At 39.6% G+C, this 255-nt stretch carries 1 pseudogene; it reads right to left on the bottom strand.

From position 1 onward, the window contains the following. Positions 1-255 (bottom strand): annotated as a pseudogene (locus NE665_RS24555) (hypothetical protein); the annotation flags it as partial.

Here is a 255-nt window from a genome sequence, read left to right as displayed (position 1 = left end):
CCTCAAACAGGATGTCATACCGTATGACTGCAGAGGGGATAGACGCGTCTTCTACATTCTTTCCAACGATCCGATCATCCATCACTTCATCGATCCGTGGCTGTTTTTCTATGAAGCTTGGTATCTCCTCTAAGGGGATATTTTGAAATTCTTTGATACAGTTCTTCAAGATATATGCTAATATCGACTTATTGCTCAACATATTCTTACAATAACTGTCGTATGCCTGCTGTTTGTTCTTTTCGTTTTGATCCA

Source organism: Clostridium sp. DFI.1.208, assembly GCF_024463855.1.
Lineage (GTDB): Bacteria > Bacillota_I > Bacilli_A > Erysipelotrichales > Erysipelotrichaceae > Clostridium_AQ.
Note: the sequence above shows the minus strand (reverse complement) of the source record. Positions and strands in the feature narration are given on the sequence as shown.